A 17,396-nucleotide genomic window follows, 5' to 3' on the forward strand; every position below is an offset into this window, starting at 1 on the left:
CGAGCATCTGCGATTACACTGCCGGACCCTTTCATCGCCTGCGCCCCTGTCGTCCCTCGCCTAGGGTGGGGAAGGCAGACTTGCTTATGACCCTATTGGGACGAGGTGGCGGGAAGGTGGATTTCCCGACGATAGGGCAACCGCTGGGAGGTAGGAACACTGGGCCACCGGCAACCCAAGTAATGCAGAGTCGAGGGGGATGCAATGACCTACAGCATTATCGGATATGACTACGCCAGCGGTGCCCACGGCATCGCCTGCGCCACCGGCGGTCCGGCGCTGGGTGCCTTCGTGCCGCATCTGCGTGTTGGGGTTGGGGCAGCAATCACCCAGGGATACAGCACCAATGTACTGGCCGCCGAACAGGGCTTGGCGGCGTTGGCTGACGGCATGTCGGTAGAGGAGGTGGTGGAAGCGCTCCAGCGCGACGACCAGGGTGCCGCCTGGCGACAGATCGCGCTGATGGATGCCCGGGGCCGCAGCGCCGGCTGGAGCGGTGAATACAACGTACCGGTGGTCGCGCTACTGCGCGAGCCGGGCGTGGTGGTAGCCGGCAATATGCTGGCAAGTGATCGGGTCGGAACGCTGATGATAGAGGCGTATCGGCGTAGCCGCGCAAACGCCGACAACCTGGACGCCGCGCTGCTCGCGGCGCTGAACGCCGGCTGCGACGCCGGTGGCGATGCCCGCGGCACGCGCTCGGCGGCACTCAGGGTGCGGGCGCCGGGGGGGTTGCCGCTGGACCTGCGCATCGACGATGCCATGAATGCAGTGGTCGAGCTGCTGGCCCTCAAGCGGCGGGTCGACCAGGATCGCGACTATCAGGCCTTTCTTGGGCGGCTGCCGACGGCCAATGACCCGCATCGTCACTGATCGAGCAGGGTGGCATCAGAGACGGGAATTCACGTGAGTCAATCGATACGCGAATGTTGAAAGATTATAATTTTTAAAACTCAATGCAGGGGCCAGGCTAGGGGCTATCCTAACAACACGCCTGATCACAAGGCCACGACACGAGATGCCCAGCATGCTGAACGTCGATTCCCCGCTCTATCGCGAGCAGGTTGGCAGCGAATCAACCGCCGACCCCGCGCTCAATCACGCCTTCTGGATGCCGTTTACCGCCAACCGCGACTTTCACGCCAAGCCGCGCATGGTGACCGGCGCCGAGGGGCGCTACTTCATCGATCGCCACGGCCGCCGGCTGTTCGATTCGCTGTCCGGGCTGTGGACCTGCGGCGCCGGCCACAACCGCGAGGAGATCCGCGACGCGGTTTCCCGGCAACTGGGCAGCCTCGACTTCGCGCCGGGCTTCCAGGTCGGCCATCCGCTGGCCTTCGAGCTGGCGGAGAAGGTCGCGAGCCTGACGCCGGCGGGGCTCGACCACGTATTCTTCACCAACTCCGGCTCCGAGGCCGCCGACACCTCGGTCAAGATGGCCAAGGCGTACTGGCGTCTCAAGGGCAAGCCGGAGAAAACCCGTCTGATCGGCCGTGCCAAGGGCTATCACGGGGTCAATATCGGCGGCACCAGCCTGGGTGGCATCGGCGGCAACCGCAAGCACTACGGTCAGCTGATGGATGTCACTCACTTGCCGCACACCCTGCAGCCACAGCTCGCCTTTACCCGCGGCCAGGCCGAGACCGGCGCCGAGCTCGCCGATGCGTTGCTCGAACAGATCGCGCTGCATGACGCCTCCAACATCGCCGCGGTGATCGTCGAGCCGATGTCGGGCTCGGCGGGGGTCATCGTGCCGCCCAAGGGCTATCTACAGCGCCTGCGCCAGATCTGCGACCAGCACGACATCCTGCTGATCTTCGACGAGGTGATCACCGCCTTCGGTCGCTGTGGCGCCACCACCGGCGCCGAAGCTTTCGGCGTCACGCCGGATATCATGAACGTCGCCAAGCAGCTGACCAACGGCGCGGTGCCGATGGGCGCGGTGATCGCCTCGGGCGAGATCTTCGACACCTTCATGCACGGCGGCGGTGCCGAGCATGCCATCGAATTCCCCCATGGCTATACCTACAGCGGCCACCCGGTGGCCTGTGCCGCGGGCCTGGCGGCGCTGGAGCTGTTCGAGCGCGAACAGTTCCCGGCCCAGGTGGCAGCCATCGCGCCGCTCTTCGAAGACAAGCTGCACGCCCTGCAGGGGCGGCGGCATATCGTCGATATTCGCAACTACGGCCTGGCCGGCGCCCTGCAGCTGGCGCCACGCGACGGCGATCCCACGCTACGTCCCCGCGATGCCGCGGTAGCGCTATGGGACGCCGGCTTCTACGTGCGTTACGGTGGCGATACCCTGCAGTTCGGTCCGCCGTTCTCGACCACCGGCGATGAGCTCGAGCGGCTCTTCGATGCCGTGGCCACGACCCTCGATCATCTTGCCTGAACCCAGCGCTCAGGCAGCAATATACGTATTTCAGGAGTCAGCATGGAACAGGTTACCCATTTTATCGGCGGTGAGCGCGTCGCCGCCGAGCGCTATCTCGACATCACCAATCCCTCGACAGGTGCGGTGATTCGTCAGGTGGCGGACGCCGATGGCACTACCGTCGAGCAGGCCGTTGCCGCGGCCAAGGCGGCCTTTCCCGCCTGGCGCGACACCCCGCCGGCCAAGCGCGCCCAGGTGATGTTTCGCTTCAAGCAGTTGCTCGAGGACAACGCCGAGCGGCTTACCCGTCTGATCAGCGAGGAGCATGGCAAGGTACTCGAGGATGCGCTGGGCGAGCTCAAGCGCGGCATCGAGAACGTCGAATACGCCTGCGGCGTGCCGGAGCTGGTCAAGGGCGAGTACTCGCATAACGTCGGGCCGAGCATCGATGCCTGGTCGAACTTCCAGCCGCTGGGCGTGGTGGCCGGCATCACGCCGTTCAACTTCCCGGCGATGGTGCCGCTGTGGATGTATCCCATGGCCATCGCCTGCGGCAACACCTTCATCCTCAAGCCCTCGGAGAAGGACCCCACCTCGGCGCTGGCGATCGCCGAGCTGCTCGAGGAGGCCGGCGCGCCCAAGGGCGTGATCAACGTCGTTCACGGCGGCCGCGAAGCGGTCGAGGCGCTGCTCGACGCACCGGACGTGGAGGCACTGTCTTTCGTCGGCTCGACGCCGATCGCCGAGGCGATCTACTCCCGCGGCTGTGCCAACGGCAAGCGGGTGCAGGCACTGGGCGGGGCCAAGAACCACGCCGTGGTGCTGCCCGATGCCGATATCGACAACGCCGCCAATACCCTGATGGGGGCCGCCTACGGCAGCTGCGGCGAGCGCTGTATGGCGATCTCGGTGGCGGTCTGCGTCGGCGATGAGACCGCCGAGCGGCTGATCGAGGCGCTGCGGCCCAAGATCGATGCGCTGAAGATCGGTGCCGGCACCCAGCCCGGCCTCGACATGGGGCCGCTGGTTACCGCCGAGCATCGCGACAAGGTGCTCGGTTTCATCGACGACGGCGTGGCCGCCGGCGCCGAGCTGGTCGCCGATGGCCGTGGCCTGACCGTGCCGGGCCACGAGCAGGGCTTCTTCATCGGTGGTTGCCTGTTCGACAAGGTCAGTGCCGACATGCGCATCTACCAGGAGGAGATCTTCGGCCCGGTGCTGTGCGTGGTCAGGGTCGACAGCCTGGATGCAGCCATCGCGCTGATCAACGCTCACGAATACGGCAACGGTACCTGCTTGTTCACCGGTGATGGCGAAGCGGCGCGGCGCTTTGCCGACCAGATCCAGGTCGGCATGGTGGGTATCAACGTGCCACTGCCGGTGCCGGTGGCATACCACAGCTTCGGCGGCTGGAAACGCTCGCTGTTCGGCGACCTGCACGCCTACGGCCCCGATGCGGTGCGCTTCTACACCCGCCGCAAGGCCGTCAGCCAGCGCTGGCCGGCACCCTTCGAGAAGACCCACGCCGAGTTCACCTTCCCCTCCGGCGGCAGCTGAACCGCCTGCGTTGCATCGGTGGTTCGCGGGGCGCTCCGTCGTCAGGACAGGGCGCCCTGCGCGCGTCTACGGCCTAGGTCGATGCGGCCAATGTCGTAGCAAGAAACGCCCATGATTGCCGATATCCTGCATGACTCGACAATAATAAGCAGGAGTGAACATGGGCAAGCTAGTGTGCGCAGGGGCGAGTCTACTGCTGTTTGCCGCCGGGTGGCTGGGGGCGTCGTTTCAGGCCGGCTGGGCATTGGCGCTGGCGCTTTTGATGGCGGCACTGAGTGGCGCCGGGCTGGTACTGGCGAGGAGCTATGCGGTCTACGCCGCAGGCGAGGAACCGGCCGCCGGCGGAGCGCCTGGTGCGTCGCCGCTGGCCGACTATCGCTCACTCAAGGCGATGGCCTATCGTCTGATGGGCCGCGCCAGCCGCACGGCGATCGCCTCGGCCGAGGTGTCGCACCATGCCGACCGCATGGATCAGCGCCTGGCGCGCCAGGACCAGGTGGTCAAGGAGGCGGTGGCCAGCATGCAGGCGATCACCGCGGCCATCGAGCAGGTCACCCGCAGCGCCCAGCAGGTCGCCGAGCTCGCCGGACAGTCGCGGGTCTCCAATGCCGCCAGTCGTGATGCCCTGACCCAGGTGATCGAGGAGATGCGCGCCCTGGCGGCGCGCTCCGAGGAGGCGCTGGGACTGCTGACTACGCTCAGCACCAAGAGCGATAGCGTGCGCCACGTGACTGCGTTGATCGAGGATATCGCCGAGCAGACCAACCTGCTGTCGCTGAATGCCTCCATCGAGGCGGCCAGGGCCGGTGAACATGGCCGTGGCTTCGCGGTGGTGGCCGGTGAGGTGCGCGAGCTGGCGGGCCGCACCGCAGACGCCACTCGTCAGGTCGAGAGCCTGGTCGGCGAAATCGGCGACAGCAGCCAGCGGGTGGTGGAGACCATCGGCCACTTGATGCAGCGGGTCGGCGATCGCGCCCGGGAGGTCGAAACGGTCGGCCAGCAGCTCGCCGATGTCACCCAGCATGTCGACAGCGTCGAGGCGCAGATCGGCAGCATCGCCGAGGCGATGGCCGATACCAATGGCCACAGCCAGCAGATCGCCACCACCCTGCAGCAGCTCGACGTCGACACCGCGGCCAGCACCCGTGACATGCATGACCTGGCCGAGCAGGCGCGCGCGCTGATGGATGCCGCCGAGGGCGTCGACGCTGAACTCGCCCTGCAGCGCCTCGACGGTCGCCATCAGCAAGTGCTGCAGGCCGCGCGGCGCAGCGCCGAGCAGATCGGCAAGCTGTTCGAGCAGGCCATCAAGCGTGGCGAGATGAGCCTCGAGCAGCTGTTCTCCGAGTCCTATGTGCCGCTGCCCGATACCCGGCCGACCAAGTACCAGACCCACTATGATCAATTCACCGATCGCCATCTGCCGGCTATCCAGGAGCCACTACTCGACGCTCTCGACCTGGCCTACGCCATCACCTGCGATCGCCGTGGCTATGTGCCGACCCACAATCGTCGCGTCAGCCTGCCAGCCACCGGCGACTATCAGCATGATCTACACTACAGCCGCAGCAAACGGATCTTCGACGATCCAACCGGCCGCCGCTGCGGGGCGCACCAAAAGCCTTTACTACTGCAAACCTACAAGCGTGATACTGGCGAGGTGATGCACGATCTGTCGGTGCCGATCTTCGTGCAGGGGCGCCACTGGGGCGGTTTTCGTATCGGTTACCAGCCTGCGGCGGGTTGATGGCACATCGAGGAGGCGCGGCATGCATAGGCAGGGGATGCCGCGGGGAGCGGTCGGGTCACGGCTGGCCGGCAGCCTGCTGGGACTGCTGTTCAGTGCGGCGTGGCTGCCGGCCCTGGCCCAGGATGTCCAGGTGCTGGCGTCCTATCACCAGGGCAATCCCTGGACCGATGATCTGGTCGCGCATATCGGGGCGGCGGTGGAGCGCCGCGATGACGGCCTGGCGCTTAGCGTCGACTACCTGGATGCGCGACGCATCGATGAGAGCGAGGCCTTTGCGCTGCACCGTTCGCGTCTTGCCGGACGCCTTGCGTCAGCGCCTGCCGAGCATCTCATCCTGCTCGATGACGCTGCCCTGCGTTTCTATCTCGATTTCCCAGACGCGCTGGGCAATCCACGCCGCGTAGTGGCGGCGGGCATCAATGACCCTGCCCTTTGGGGGCCGGCGACCTATCGCGGCGTACGCCTGGTGGCTACCCAGCCGGTGGAGCGCCGTTCACTGGCGTTTCTGGCCGAACTGTTCGGTGCACCGCTGCCGCTGCTGGTGCTGGGGGACCGTACGCCGGTAGGACACAGCCTGACTCGATCGATGCTCGAGGCAATTGCCGCAAACGATCAGGTCGAACTGTTCGACGTGCTCTGGGAGTGGAATCCCGAGCAGGTGACTGAGGCATACCGTGCCGCTCCGCCTGGCACCCAGGTCTATCTGGTCGAAGGTCAGACCATGGGGGCTTCCGATATCGACGTCGAGCGGCGCGCCTGGTTGAACCAGCTGGAGGCGCGCGGCATAGCGGTCTTCTGCCACCTGCCGTACCAGATCGCACTGGGCTGTGCCGGCGGCGCGGTGCTCGACATCGAGCGGGTTGCCCAACTGCTGGTCGATTCGCTGCTCAGCCACGCCCATGACCAGCTGCCGGTGATACAGGAAGTAAGCAGCTACCGCTATCTGCTCGACGCACGCTGGCGCCAGCGGGCGGCGGGCAGCGATGATATCGAGTGGCTCAACGTCGAGCGCTATATCAGCGCGCGTACCGGCATGTCCCACCAGCTGCAGTGGCTGGTGGCCGGGCTGGCAACGCTGCTACTGGCGAGCCTGGTGGTGCTGGGCTGGCTGCGCTGGCGGATGTTGCGTCAACGCCAGCGGCTGCTGGTCGACCGGCGCACCGGCCTGCACACCCGCCAGGCCCTGGAGGCGGCGGCGCTGGCCAAGCCTGAGCGGGTGTTCAGCGGCTGGCTGTTCATGCTCAAGGCGCCGCAGTTGGATGATTTCCGCCAGCGGCTCGGGCATGAGGCCGCCTGGTCATTGATGCGCGGGCAACTGGCGCTGATTCTCCCGCGCCTGCCAGAGGCGTGGCAGCTCTATGTGAACCCCGACCTTACCCTGGTGGGGCATATCGATAGCGACGCCGAGGGCGATCCGGAGGTTCAGCTGGATCGCCTGCTGGCGGCGCTACCGCAGCTCGATGGCGGTCATCGCCGCCTGGAGTGGTATGCCTGCCTGGTGATGTGTCAGCCGCGGATGATCAATCTACCGGCCTATCTGGCGGCGCTGGAGGATGGCTTGCATCAGTTGGGGCGCGAGGGCTGGCAGCGGCCGCTGGCACGGGTCGCGCCCTACGACGAATCGCAGGGCAGTCGCTATCGCAAGCTCTCGGATGCGCTGCGTGAGGCCTTCGAGTCGCACAGCGAGCAGTTCTATCTGCTGATTCAGCCGCAGCTGGCGCCGCATGACGCCCGTCTGGTGGGCGGCGAACTGCTGATTCGCTGGCGCCACCCTCAGCTGGGCGAGGTGATGCCCGGCGAATTTCTGCCGATCGTCGATGCGCTGGGACTCAACGAGGCCCTCGACCGCTGGGTGATGGAGCAGGGGCTGGCCTGGTTCGAGGCGCACCGGATCCGGCTCCCCGAGGGCTTCGTGTTGGCCATCAATATCACCCTCAGCACGTTGGGGCGCGACGACTTTCTGGCCCAGCTGGGCCATATCATCGAGTCCCGGGAGCTCGATCCGGCGCGCATCGAGCTGGAGATCACCGAGCACGCCAATTTCCACGATCTCGGCGATATCGAACGGGCCATGACCCGGCTGAGACGCCTTGGCGTGCGCCTGGCGTTGGATGACTTCGGTACCGGGCATACCGCCTTCCAGTTGCTCCAGCGGCTGCCGCTCAATAGCGTCAAGCTCGACCGTGAGCTGCTGCAGGCGGCGGGACAGCACGGCCGCGCCCAGGATGCCTACTCGGCGCTGGTAGGATTCTGCCAGACACTGCGGCTGGGCATCGTCGCCGAGGGCGTCGAGACGGAGGAAGAGGCGCAGTGGCTGGTGTCGATGGGTATCGAGGTGGTGCAGGGCTTCTATTTTGCACGCCCCATGCCTTTCGATGATTTCCTCGAGCGCTATGGCAAAGGCTAAAGTTTCCGTTGTCCCTGCCGTTAACTAATATTACAAGATATTTCAGGATACGCTTGAGGATCGCGAGCTGCGGCCTAATTGACACTCGATGTTACTTTTCGGCGCTGTCAGGTGCGCCGTCGTCATGGTTACCCTGCTGGAGAAGGCCGGCCGGGATTGTTAACGGAGTCAGCATGTTCCAGGCCGCGAAAAGCGCCAAACTGGCACTCGATAGCACGCTGCTGGGAGATTCGCTCGAGGCGCTGTTTGCGCCGGCGCAGTTGATCGATGATGTGCAGTGGGTGAGTGGGTTTGCCGGACCCTCTCTGCAGCGATTGCTGCACGTACCGGCGTTACGCGAGCGCAGCCCGCAGCGTGACGCCCTGGGCAAGATGCCCGAGCTGGCCCTGGCCTGGCGGCGGCTGGCCTGTGGTGAGGTCAGTCTGAGCGACTGGCTGCCTCAGCATGACGCTGAGTGGGCAGCCTATAGCGATTTCGTCAGCTTCGTGATGTATGCCAGCACCCTGATTGAGCTGCACGATAAGCCGTCGTTGCGCCGCCTGCAGCACCTGCTGGGGCTGGCCGCGCTGCGGCTCAAGCTCGACCCGCTGATTCATCGTCAGCCCGAGCTCGCGGTGCGCTTGGGGATCATGATCGATACGCCTGGCTATCTGGTGGCAGTGGAGATCGCTGCCGCCTGCCAGCTGCGCGTGGCCTCGGTGCGTAATGCCATCTCGCGACGCGAAATGATCGCCGATCCGGCTCACGGCGTGCCGGTGGATGCGGCGCTGGACTGGATGGTGCAGCGCCGCGGCTTCCTCTATCCGGTGATCAACGCCATCACCCCGGGGCGGCGCATCAACGGTCGCCTGGCCAATCAGTGGCTGCAGCAGGACCCGCGGGTGGAGCAGCTGCGCCGCGTCACTCGGCTACGCATGATGCAGTGGCGGGTGCTGGGCTCTCGGCGCTGTTTCGGGGTCAACGAGCAGGGGCTGCACCACTGCCTGGTGACGTTGCCGGCCGATGATCCCGATGGGCTCGCCGCCGCTGGCCTCGACGCGCTAGAGGATCGCTCCGACGACAGTGCGGTGGCGCTCTACCGGCAGAGCTTCGCCGCGGCGGTGGTCGGCGGTGGTGCCAGTGAGGCGCCAATCCACCAGGGCGTGGTGCCGACCATGCAGGTGCTGGATACGCTGCTCGACTATCTCGCCGATACCGCTCAGGCGGCCCGCGGCGCGCCATCCGAGCGACCCTGCCAGGCCGACCAGGAGTAAAGCGCCAGGCCGATCCAGATGAGTACGAAGGTCGCCAGCTGCAGCGGCGTGATCGTCTCGCCGAAGATCAGCAGGGCGATGAAGAACTGAATGGTCGGGTTGATGTACATCAGGAAACCCAGGGTGGCCAGGCGCAGGCGTCGTGCGGCCCCGGCAAACGCCAGCAGGGGCAGGGCGGTGATCACCCCGCTGGCGATCAGCAGCCCGGTATGACGCGCCTCGCTGAGGAAGTGCGAGACGTCGAGGTGGGTCAGCCAGCCGAGTGCCAGCAGTGCCAGCGGCAGCAGCAGTAGCGTTTCAACGAACAGGCCTGACAGACCATCCAGCGGCACCTGCTTGCGCAGCAGGCCGTAGGTGCCGAACGAGAAGGCCAGTACCAGGGTGATCCACGGCAACTCTCCCAGCCCAATCAGTTGGATGGCGATGGCCACGCTGGCCAGGCCCACCGCCACGCCCTGTAGCGGTGCCATTCGCTCGCGCAGCACCAGCATTCCCAGCCCCACGTTGACCAGCGGCGTAAGAAAGTAGCCGAGGCTGGCCTGCAGCACTTGGCGGCTCTCCACGGCGTAGATAAAGATCACCCAGTTGAGGGCGATCAGCAGTGCGCAGCCGAGCACGCGGCCCAGTCGCCGCGGTTCACCCAGCGCCAGGCGTAGCGGCGTGAAGCGGCCGAGCACGGCGATCAGGCCGAGCAGGAACAGGCATGACCAGACGATCCGGTGAATCAGAATCTCCCAGGCCGGCACGCCGTCGAACAGCGCGAAGAACAGCGGGAAGCAGCCCCACATGGTGTAGGCGCCGAGCCCGAACAGGGTCCCCTGGGTAGCCTCGCTGAAAGGGGTGTGACGAGTGTGGGACGTCGGTGGCATGATGACCTCGAAAGCAAAGCACTAATCTACCATAGCCGTGCCAAAACCCTAGGCCTACGGGATGCAAGGAGGTGCCTAGTGTCAACGCTGCGAACCACCCTGGTGCAGTGCGATCTGCGCTGGGAGGCGCCGCTGGACAACTGCCGAATGCTCGAGGAGCTGCTCGGCGAACTGGACGCGCGCGACACCGACCTGATCGTGCTGCCGGAGATGTTTGCCACCGGCTTTACCATGAACTCGCGTGAGATGGCCGAGCCAATGGCCGACAGCCATAGCGTGGCCTGGCTGCGCGAGCAGGCTCGTCAGCGCGACTGCGTGATGACCGGCAGCGTGGCGGTGGTCGAGGCGGGGGAGTACTACAATCGGCTGATCTGGGCGCGCCCCGACGGCAGCCTGAGCCACTATGACAAGCGCCATCTGTTTCGCATGGCTGGCGAACATGAGCGCTATGGCATGGGCGAGCAGCGGGTGGTGGTGGAACTCAACGGCTTTCGCCTGCTGCTCAGCGTCTGTTACGACCTGCGCTTTCCGGTCTGGTTACGCCAGCAGCCCACGCCCAGCGGATTCGAATACGATGCGCTGCTGTGCGTGGCCAACTGGCCGGCGCCACGCCGCCACCCCTGGCGTACCCTGCTGCAGGCCCGGGCCATCGAGAACCTGTGTTACGTGGTTGGCGTCAATCGCGTCGGCGAGGATGCCAAGGGGCTCGCCTATGCCGGCGACTCGATGCTCGTCGACTTCAAGGGCGAGGCACTGATCGACGAGCCGCGCGATCGCCCCTTCCTGCGCACTGAGCATCTTGAACGCCAGGCACTGGAGGACTTTCGCCAGGCCTTCCCGGCATGGCAGGATGCCGACCCCTTTACCCTGCTCAATGAGATCCCACGCTGATGCGCCTCGACAAGTTTCTCGCCGATACCACCGACCTGACCCGCAGCCTGGCCAAGAAGGCGCTGCACCGCGAAGAGGTCAGCGTCGATGGCCAGGTGACCAAGAACCCGGCGACTCAGGTCGATGCCGACAGCGAGGTACGCTGGCTGGGCCGGCGCCTGGCGCTGGTAGGACTACGCTATGTCATGCTGCACAAGCCGGCCGGAGTCGAGTGCAGCGCGAGGCGTGGGCTCTACCCGCTGGTTCGCGAGCTGATCGAGCTGCCCAATGTCGAGCGGCTGCAGACGGTGGGGCGTCTCGATGTGGATACCACAGGCCTGGTGCTGCTCAGCGACGACGGCCAGTGGTCGCACCTCGTTACCTCGCCCAAGCGCCGCTGCGGCAAGGTCTATCGGGTCACGCTCAGCGACGCGCTGGAGGGTGAGGCGCTGGCCGAGGCGCAGCGCGACTTTGCCGAGGGCATACAGCTCGACGGCGAGGAAAAACTGACGCGGCCGGCCGAGCTTGCGATGCGTGCCCCGCACGAGGCCGAGCTGACCCTCTATGAGGGCAAGTACCATCAGGTCAAGCGCATGTTTGCCGCCATCGGCCACCACGTCGAGGCGTTGCACCGCGAGTCGGTGGGGCCGTTGGCGCTGGGCGAGTTGGCGCCGGGGGAGTGGCGTGAGCTGACGGCAGCGGAAGTGGCCGCCTTCTAGCCCTCGGGTGACGCAGCGTTGGTGGACCAGGTGGTGCTGCGGTCGCGTCCCTGATGTTTGGCCTGGTAGAGCGCCTTGTCGGCCAAGCCGAGCAGTTCGCCGGGGTGTGGAGCATGGCATGGATAAGTGGCCACGCCACAGGAGAGAGTGATGCTGGGCAGTCGGACGTTGCCATGCTGCAGGTTCACGTCGCGTGCTCGCGCCACCAGTTCGGCGGCGCGGCTCTCGGCCTGCTGCGTGGTGGCGCCCGGCAGTAGAGCAACGAACTCCTCGCCGCCCAGTCGGCAGACCACGTCGGCGCCGCGGAAGTGCTCCTGCAGCAACAGCGCGATGGTCGCGAGTACGCTGTCGCCCGCCTCGTGACCGTAACGGTCGTTGATCTGCTTGAAGTGATCCAGATCGATCATCACCAGTGACAAGGGCGTGCCCTCGCGGTCGGCACGGGTCGCCTCATGCTGCATCAGCTCATCGAAATAGCGGCGGTTCTTGAGGCCGGTGAGAGGATCCGTATAGGAGTAGCCCTCGAGCTTTTGCACCAGCAGGTCGAGTTCCGCGGTGCGCGCCTTCACTTGTGCCTCCAGCTGATGATTGAGGCGTGCCAGCTGATACTGGGTGTTGCGATAGTGCCACAGTGAGATCCCCACGATGGCCAGCGAGAAGGCCAGCAGTCCCAGGCTGACCGGCACCTGGCGCCAGCCCAGCAGGCCATGGGCCACCGCCATGTCCAGCAGCAGCAGGATGGCCATGAGTGTGAAAGCGACGATGATCCAGCGCTGCTCGGTGCCGAGGTGGGCGACTCGCCAGCTGGCCAGGGTCAGCATCAGCGGCAGGGTCATGGCCAGCATCAGGTCGAAGGGCGGGAAGGTGCTGGATACGCTCACCAAACCGCTCAGGATGCCCCCCAGAGCGCCCACCAGGTAGACCAGATGCAGCTGCCACAAGCGCTGCATCCAGCGGCGGGGCCATCCCTCCAGCCAGTGGGCAAGTAGCAGCCCCATGGCCACGGGGAGGGTGAAATAGCCGTTGGCGGCGATGCCATCCCATAGCAGTGGCTGGTTCAGCATCAGCTGACTGACCTGGGTCTCGGCGAGAATCATGCCGCCGGCGGCCAGCGAGAAGAGCGCGACGGCGGCCAGGCTGCGGCGCTGAGTACCGATCGCCGCGAAGGTCGCCGCCAATAGCGCCAGCAGCAGCGAGAAGGCACTGATGATCACATCGTCCAGGGAGCGCTTCACGACCATGCTCAGTACGTCCAGACGATCCATCAGCTTGACCTCTCCCCATAGGCCGATGTCGGTGTAGTCGGAGAAGACCCGGACATGGAGGGGCTTGCCGGCGAAGCCCTCGGGTAGCTCGATCATGTGCCAGGGCCAGCCGGCGAAAGTGCCGCGGCCCTGGTCATCGAACTCGCCGTATTGATAGAGCAGCTCGCCATCCAGGAAGAACTGGGCGATGAGGTCGATGCTGTAGATATAGATCACCGGATCACGCCAGTCGCCATCGGGCAAGGTGGTGCGCAGCCATAGGTGCTGCTGTCCCGATCGTGCGGGGGGATTGGAGGGGAAGCCGATCTCCTGCCAGCCCTCGGCGGCGTTGTCTTGGCGCCACGTCGGCCTGCCAGCGGCATCGAGCGGAGAGTCCCCCCAGCGCCACTCCCAGCCGGAAAGGTCCTTGGGCGGAGCAGTCGCTGCCGAGGCACTATGGGGCAGGATCAGGCAGCACGCGGCCAGCAGCAAAAACAGAATACGGGGCATCGGGCATTCATCGACTCGTGGCGTAGCGCCGAGTATAGGCGAGGGGGCGAGCCGAGTCGCGATGGCAGGCCTATGCACCTTCGGCGCTAGGCATCAGCCCGGCCGCGGCCACCAGCGCCTGGGTGTAGGCGTGGCGCGGCGCGGCCAGCACCTGCTCGCAGCTGCCTTCCTCGACGACGTCGCCTTCCTTGAGCACCATTATCCGATGGGCGACGGCCCTGACCACCGCCAGGTCGTGGCTGATGAACAGGTAGCTCAGCCCACGGCGCGCCTGGAGGTCGCGCAGCAGCTCCACCAACTGCTTCTGCACGGTGCGGTCGAGGGCCGAGGTCGGTTCGTCGAGCACCACCAGCTCAGGCTCGAGGATGATCGCCCGGGCCACGGCGATACGCTGGCGCTGGCCGCCGGAGAACTCATGGGGGTAGCGTGCCGCACAGTTTGCCGGCAGGCCGACCTCCTTGAGCGTGGCCTGCACTCGTCGTTCGACCTCGTCGCGACTCAGCTCAGGGTGATGAAAGCGCAACCCTTCGCTGATGATCTCCGACACCGGCAGACGCGGCGAGAGCGAACCATAGGGATCCTGGAAGACGACCTGGAAGCGCCGCCGGCGGCGGCGCAAGTCGTTACCGCTGAGGCGGTCGAGGCGCTCGCCCTCGAACACCACTTCGCCGTGGCTGGGTGTCATGCGCAGCAGCGCCATGGCCAGGGTGGTCTTTCCCGAACCGGATTCGCCGACGATGCCCAGGGTCTCCCCCCTGGCCAGCCGCAGTGACAGCGGCTGAACCGCCACGAACGGCGGCGGGCGACGCGAGAACAGCCGCTTGGGGCGCGAGAAGGCCACGCTCAGGTTCTCGGCACTCAGTAGCGGCTGACTGCCGGCCGGGGCCGGGCGCCCTTCGGGCTCGGCGTCGAGCAGGGTGCGGGTATAGGCGCTGCGCGGTTGCTGGAAGACGTCGGCCACCGGGCCGGTCTCCTGAACCTGGCCCTGGTAGAGCACGCACACGCGGTCGGCGTGACGGCGCACCAGGTTGAGGTCGTGGGTGATGAACAGCATGCCCATGCCGTGATGGTCGCGCAGCTCGGCGAGCAGTGCCAGAATCTCCTGCTGTACGGTGACGTCCAGCGCGGTGGTCGGCTCGTCGGCGATCAGCAGCTCGGGGTTATTGGCGATCGCCATGGCGATCATCACCCGCTGGCGCTGGCCGCCGGAGAGCTGGTGGGGCCAGGCATCGAGCAGTTCATCGGGGCGTGGCAGCTTGACCTGTTCGAGCAGTTCGCGGCAGCGCGCCCGGGCGGCGCGCCCGGAGAGGCCCTGATGCAGGCGCAGCGTCTCGCCGATCTGGCGGGCCACGGTATGCAGCGGATTGAGCGAGGTCATCGGCTCCTGGAAGATGAAGCCGACGCGGTTGCCGCGCAGCCCCTGCCAGTCACGGGGTTTCATGCGCGACAGGTCGGTGTCGCCGAGGAAGTAGCTGCCGCTGATCCGCGCATTGGGGGGCAGCAGGTGCATGGCGCCCAGCGCACTGACCGACTTGCCCGAGCCGGATTCGCCAACCAGGGCCAGGGTTTCGCCGCGGCGAACCTCGAGGCTCAATCGGTCGACCACGGTGATGTCGTCGAAGGCGATGCTCAGCTCATCGAGGCGCAGCAGGGTGTCATCAGGCATGAGCCTTGGTCCTCGTATCGGTGCCTGGCTGGGCGCTAGTGGCGTGCTGGATATGGCGCGGGTCGAAGGCGTCACGCAACCCCTCACCGATGAATACCAGCAGCGAGAGCATCAGCGACAGGCTGACGAAGGCGGTGATGCCCAGCCACGGTGCATGCAGGTTATTCTTGCCCTGGGCCACCAGTTCGCCCAGCGACGGCGCCCCTGGCGGCAGGCCGAAGCCCAGGAAGTCGAGGGCGGTGAGGGTGGTGATGGCACCGGTAAACAGGAACGGCACGAAGGTCAGGGTCGCGACCATGGCATTGGGCAGCACGTGGCGCCACATGATCAGCCGCGACGGCAGGCCCATGGCCTTGGCCGCGCGCACGTACTCGAGGTTGCGCGCGCGCAGGAACTCGGCGCGCACCACGTCGACCAGCCCCAGCCACGAGAACAGCAGCATGATGCCCAGCAGCCACCAGAAGCCGGGCTGCACGAAGCTGGCCAGGATGATAAGCAGGAACAGCACCGGCAGCCCCGACCAGATCTCGGTGAGGCGCTGGCCGATCAGATCGGTCTTGCCGCCGAAGTAGCCCTGGATGCCGCCGATCACCACGCCGGCGACCAGTGAGCCGGCGGTCAGCACCAGGGCGAAGGCCACCGACAGCCGAAAGCCGTAGATCACCCGCGCCAGCACGTCGCGACCCTGATCATCGGTGCCCAGCCAGTGCTGGGCATCCGGCGAGGCCGGCGAGGGCCGCATCATCTGCATGTCGAGGGTCTGGTAGGAGTAGGGGATGGGCGGCCACAGCGCCCAGCCGTGGGTGTCGATCTGCTCCTGCACGAAGGGGTCGTGATAGTCGGTACGGGTGGGCAGGAAGCCGCCGAATTCGGTCTCCGGATAGTCGACCAGCAGCGGCATGTACCACTGGCCGTCGAATTGCATGACGATCGGCTTGTCGTTGGCGATCAGTTCGGCGAACAGGCTGACCACGAACAGCGCCATGAAGATCCACAGCGAGACCCGCGCACGACGGTTGCGGCGAAACACTTCGAGCCGGCGCCGGGTGATCGGCGAGAACTGGGGGGAGAGTAGTGACATCGGCTCAGGACTCCCGGGTCTCGAAATCGATACGTGGGTCGACCCACACATAGGTCAGGTCGGAGATCAGCTTGAGGATCAGGCCGATCAGGGTATACAGGTAGAGGGTGCCGAAGATCACCGGATAGTCGCGCTGCATTACCGCCTCGAAGCCGAGCAGGCCGAGCCCCTCGAGGGAGAAGATGACCTCGATCAGCAGCGAGCCGGTGAAGAAGATCGTGATCAGTGCCCCGGGCAGGCCGGCGATGATGATCAGCATGGCGTTGCGGAACACATGGCCGTAGAGCGTGCGACGGTCGCTGGCGCCCTTGGCCCGGGCGGTGAGTACGTACTGCTTGTGGATCTCGTCGAGGAAGCTGTTCTTGGTCAGCATGGTCAGGGTGGCGAAGCTGCCGATGGTCATTGCCACCACCGGCAGCGTGATGTGCCAGAAGTAGTCCTTGATCTTGCCCCACGTCGAGAGCTCGTCGAAGTCCGGCGAGGTCAGCCCGCGCAGCGGGAACAGGTCCCAGTAGCTGCCGCCGGCGAACAGCACGATCAGCAGGATCGCGAACAGGAAACCGGGGATGGCATAGCCGACGATGACCAGCCCCGAGGTCCAGACGTCGAAGCGCGAGCCGTGATGTAGCGCCTTGCGAATGCCCAGCGGGATCGAAATCAGGTAGACCAGCAGCGTGGTCCACAGCCCCAGCGAGATCGACACCGGCAGGCGCTCGATCATCAGCTCCACCACCGGTCGGTCGCGGAAGAAACTGTTGCCGAAATCGAAGGTGGCATAGTCGCGCAGCATGCCGACGAAACGCACATGGGCGGGCTGGTCGAAGCCGAACTGCGCCTCGAGCTGTTCGATGAAGCGTGGGTCGATGCCGCGGGCGCCGCGCGATTCGTCGCGGGTCACCACCTCGGCGCCGCCCATGTCGAGGCGCGTGCTGGCCATGCTGTCGACGCCTTCGAAGCGCGCCAGCATCTGGTCGATGGGACCGCCTGGGGCGGCCTGCACAATGATGAAGTTGAGTAGCATGATTCCCAGCAGGGTGGGGATCATCAGCAGCAGTCGGCGCAGTGTATAGCTAGCCACGAGGCATCCTTCCGGTAG

At 65.9% G+C, this 17,396-nt stretch carries 13 protein-coding genes; 8 read left to right on the plus strand and 5 right to left on the minus strand.

Annotated elements, in window-relative coordinates; genetic code table 11:
• Positions 1-204 precede the first annotated feature (204 nt).
• The 6 genes from CK498_RS01670 (at position 205) to CK498_RS01695 (ending at position 9,341) form a co-directional block, all read left to right on the plus strand.
• Entirely contained in the window at positions 205-873 is a 669-nt protein-coding gene (locus CK498_RS01670; protein ID WP_095619117.1) for a DUF1028 domain-containing protein, read from the plus strand.
• Between the two features lie 154 nt (positions 874-1,027).
• A complete protein-coding gene (locus tag CK498_RS01675) occupies positions 1,028-2,392 on the plus strand; it encodes an aspartate aminotransferase family protein (protein WP_176475685.1) in 1,365 nt (454 codons plus the stop codon).
• 42 nt (positions 2,393-2,434) lie between these two features.
• Positions 2,435-3,931, plus strand: a complete 1,497-nt coding sequence (locus tag CK498_RS01680) for a CoA-acylating methylmalonate-semialdehyde dehydrogenase (protein WP_095619119.1) — start codon at positions 2,435-2,437, stop codon at positions 3,929-3,931.
• 160 nt (positions 3,932-4,091) lie between these two features.
• A complete protein-coding gene (locus CK498_RS01685) occupies positions 4,092-5,678 on the plus strand; it encodes a methyl-accepting chemotaxis protein (protein ID WP_141246893.1) in 1,587 nt (528 codons plus the stop codon).
• A 22-nt stretch (positions 5,679-5,700) separates the two neighbouring features.
• Positions 5,701-8,088 carry an EAL domain-containing protein gene (locus tag CK498_RS01690; RefSeq protein WP_095619120.1) on the plus strand — a complete coding sequence of 796 codons (2,388 nt, stop codon included), beginning with the start codon at positions 5,701-5,703 and terminating at the stop codon, positions 8,086-8,088.
• 173 nt (positions 8,089-8,261) lie between these two features.
• Positions 8,262-9,341: a hypothetical protein gene (locus CK498_RS01695; RefSeq protein ID WP_095619121.1), complete on the plus strand. Its 1,080-nt coding sequence runs from the start codon at positions 8,262-8,264 to the stop codon at positions 9,339-9,341.
• Here CK498_RS01695 and rarD read toward each other — a convergent pair.
• The gene (gene rarD / locus CK498_RS01700; RefSeq protein ID WP_095619122.1) at positions 9,287-10,210 is read right to left on the minus strand and encodes an EamA family transporter RarD; all 924 of its coding nucleotides are present in this window, start codon (positions 10,208-10,210) and stop codon (positions 9,287-9,289) included. The genes CK498_RS01695 and rarD overlap by 55 nt on opposite strands.
• A 78-nt stretch (positions 10,211-10,288) precedes the next feature.
• On the opposite strand from rarD, the gene CK498_RS01705 reads away from it, so the two are divergent.
• Positions 10,289-11,101 carry an amidohydrolase gene (locus CK498_RS01705; RefSeq protein ID WP_095619123.1) on the plus strand — a complete coding sequence of 271 codons (813 nt, stop codon included), beginning with the start codon at positions 10,289-10,291 and terminating at the stop codon, positions 11,099-11,101.
• A complete protein-coding gene (locus CK498_RS01710) occupies positions 11,101-11,799 on the plus strand; it encodes a pseudouridine synthase (RefSeq protein WP_095619124.1) in 699 nt (232 codons plus the stop codon). The genes CK498_RS01705 and CK498_RS01710 overlap by 1 nt, the downstream gene beginning before the upstream one ends.
• Here the strand turns inward: CK498_RS01710 and CK498_RS01715 are convergent.
• The 4 genes from CK498_RS01715 to CK498_RS01730 all read right to left on the minus strand — a co-directional run bounded on the left by CK498_RS01715 (position 11,796) and on the right by CK498_RS01730 (position 17,378).
• Positions 11,796-13,553, minus strand: coding sequence for a sensor domain-containing diguanylate cyclase (locus tag CK498_RS01715; RefSeq protein WP_095619125.1), 1,758 nt, complete (start codon positions 13,551-13,553; stop codon positions 11,796-11,798). The two genes, CK498_RS01710 and CK498_RS01715, sit on opposite strands and share 4 nt — an antisense overlap.
• A gap of 70 nt (positions 13,554-13,623) precedes the next feature.
• Positions 13,624-15,219 (minus strand): ABC transporter ATP-binding protein, encoded by a 1,596-nt coding sequence (locus CK498_RS01720; RefSeq protein ID WP_095619126.1) that lies wholly within the window; start codon positions 15,217-15,219, stop codon positions 13,624-13,626.
• Entirely contained in the window at positions 15,212-16,300 is a 1,089-nt protein-coding gene (locus tag CK498_RS01725; protein WP_095619127.1) for an ABC transporter permease, read from the minus strand. The genes CK498_RS01720 and CK498_RS01725 overlap by 8 nt, the downstream gene beginning before the upstream one ends.
• A gap of 4 nt (positions 16,301-16,304) precedes the next feature.
• Positions 16,305-17,378: a microcin C ABC transporter permease YejB gene (locus CK498_RS01730; protein ID WP_095619128.1), complete on the minus strand. Its 1,074-nt coding sequence runs from the start codon at positions 17,376-17,378 to the stop codon at positions 16,305-16,307.
• Positions 17,379-17,396 lie beyond the last annotated feature (18 nt).

Origin of the sequence: Halomonas salipaludis (assembly GCF_002286975.1) — a bacterium.
Taxonomy (GTDB): Bacteria; Pseudomonadota; Gammaproteobacteria; order Pseudomonadales; family Halomonadaceae; genus Franzmannia; species Franzmannia salipaludis.